3 protein-coding genes are annotated in these 2,296 nt (G+C 64.6%); all 3 read right to left on the bottom strand.

What is annotated here, in order from left to right:
• The coding region (locus A8G08_RS16975) for an MFS transporter (RefSeq protein WP_157108625.1) at positions 1-513 on the bottom strand (513 nt) is incomplete at its 3' end.
• A 68-nt stretch (positions 514-581) separates the two neighbouring features.
• Positions 582-1,022, bottom strand: a complete 441-nt coding sequence (locus tag A8G08_RS16970) for an Rv0880 family HTH-type transcriptional regulator (RefSeq protein ID WP_068276539.1) — start codon at positions 1,020-1,022, stop codon at positions 582-584.
• 34 nt (positions 1,023-1,056) lie between these two features.
• Positions 1,057-2,296, bottom strand: a 1,240-nt coding sequence (locus A8G08_RS16965; RefSeq protein ID WP_068276536.1) for an NCS2 family permease, incomplete at its 5' end; no start/stop codon positions are given.

Below are 2,296 nucleotides of genomic sequence, written 5' to 3'. Positions count from 1 at the left end.
GAACACCCAGCCGGTGCCAACGAGCGTGATCAGCAAGCCGGAGATCGCCGGGCCGATGATGCGCGCGAGGTTGAAGGTCATCGAGTTGAGCCCGATGGCGTTGGACAGCAGGTCAGGGCCGACCATCTCGATGGTGAACGACTGGCGCACCGGTGCGTCGATCGCCGACGCGCAGCCCATGATGAACGCGATCAGATACACGTGCCAGAGCGCCACTACGCCGCCCAGATCGAGGGTGGCGAGGGCGAGCGCACAAGCGGCCATGGCGATTTGGGTGCCGATGAGGATGCGCCGCTTGTCGTAGCGATCGGCGAGCACGCCGCCCCAGACCGACAGGAACAGCGTGGGCCCGAACTGCAGGGCCATGACGATGCCGACCGCGAGAGCGTTGCCGCCGGACAGGGTCAGCACGAGCCAGTCCTGCGCGACCCGCTGCATCCAGGTGCCGATCAGCGAGACAATTTGCCCCGATGCCCACAGTCGGTAGTTGCGTGCGCGCAGGGCACGGAACATCGACGAATCGGAAGACACCACAACTCCATGATGCCCTAAGCCAAGCTAACGAACTTGGGTCTAAATCGTCAGGATTCTTGCTCGTCGACGATCTCGGAGAAAATGCCGATGGCCTTGCGCAGAGTTTCGAGCTGGTCGGGGTCGAGCGTCGCGAGGCGCTCGGTCATCCAGGCTTTGCGTGCGGTCGCCTCGTTGGCGATCAGCACTCGGCCCGCCTCGGACAGTGAAACGATGACCTGCCGACCGTCCGTAGGATGCGGATGCCGCTCCACCAGGCCGATATCGGCGAGCGATGCGATCACCCGCGTCATCGAAGGCGGTTGGACCCGTTCCTTGGCGGCGAGTGCGCCCGGCGTGATCGGTCCCTGGCGGGACAGCGTCGCCAGTGCGGACAGCTGAGTGAGCGACACTGTCGCGTCCAGCCGTCGCCCGCGGAGATGTCTTGTCAGGCGGACGATCGCCAACGACAGATCGCTCGCCAGCGCCTGAATATCCGTTGCCGATGTCACAGACGCTCACAATACGGTAAGCAAGGGCAACCTTTCAGGTAATGGCGTTGGTGATCGGGTCGATCGCGAAATACACCGCGAAAAGTATGGCCACAACCCACATCAACGGATGCGTCGACCGGGCCCGTCCGGTGAACGCCGCGATGAGCACCCACGTCACGAATCCGACGCCGATGCCGTTGGCGATGGAGAACGTGAACGGCATGACCACGATGGTCAGGAACGCCGGCAGCGCGATTCGGAAGTCGGAGAACTCGATCTCGCGGACCTGTCCAATCATCATCGCGCCGACGACAACCAGCGCGGGCGCTGCCGCCTCGATGGGCACCACTTCATACAGTGGTGTGAGGAACATCGCGGCAAGGAACAGGACGCCGGCGACGATATTGGCGAGTCCGGTCCGGGCGCCTTCGGCGATGCCGGCGGCGGACTCCACGAACACGGTGTTCGACGAGGACGACACCGCGCCGCCGACGATCGCGCCGGTGCCCTCTGCGACAAGCGCCTTACCGACCTTCGGCAGGTTGCCGTCCTTGTCCATCAGGCCCGCCTCCCGGCCCAACCCGGTCAGCGTGCCCATCGCGTCGAAGAAGTTCGCCAGCACGAGCGTGAACACGAGCAGGCTCGCGGCGAGCACGCCGATCCGCTCGAACCCGCCGAACAGGCTGAAGTTGCCGACAAGCGCGAGGTCCGGCTTCTGCACCAATGTGTCCGGCGTGGTGGGCACATTGAGGTTCCAGCCGGTCGGACCCACGTCGTTCGACGGGCCGACGTCGGCAATGGCCTCGACGATGATCGCAAGAACAGTGGTTGTCACGATGCCGATCAGCAAGCCGCCGCGGACATTTCGCGCCACAAGGATGCTCATCAGCACGACACCGAAGACGAAAATCGCGGTGGGCCAGGAAGCGATCGAGCCGTCGATGCCCAGTCCCACCGGAACCGTCGTGTTTGCGGCGTCGGGCACGCGCCGGACGAACCCGGCATCGACCATGCCGATGAACGCGATGAACATTCCGATACCGGCGACAATCGCGGCCTTGAGTTCTCGTGGCACCGCATTGAAAACGGCGGTCCGCAGGCCGGTCACGGCGAGAATGACGATCACGATGCCGTCGATGACGACCAGTCCCATGGCCTCCGGCCAGGTCACCTGCGGAGCAATGGTCACCGCGAGCAGGGTGTTGATGCCGAGGCCGGTCGCGAGCGCGAACGGGTAGCGGGCGAACAGACCGAAGATGATGCACATGACGCCGGCGGCGAGCGCGGTAACC

Origin of the sequence: Aldersonia kunmingensis, from assembly GCF_001646865.1 — a bacterium.
Classification (GTDB): Bacteria; Actinomycetota; Actinomycetes; order Mycobacteriales; family Mycobacteriaceae; genus Aldersonia; species Aldersonia kunmingensis.
The sequence above is the reverse complement of the archived record's forward strand: the minus strand, read 5'-3'. Positions and strand labels throughout refer to the sequence as shown.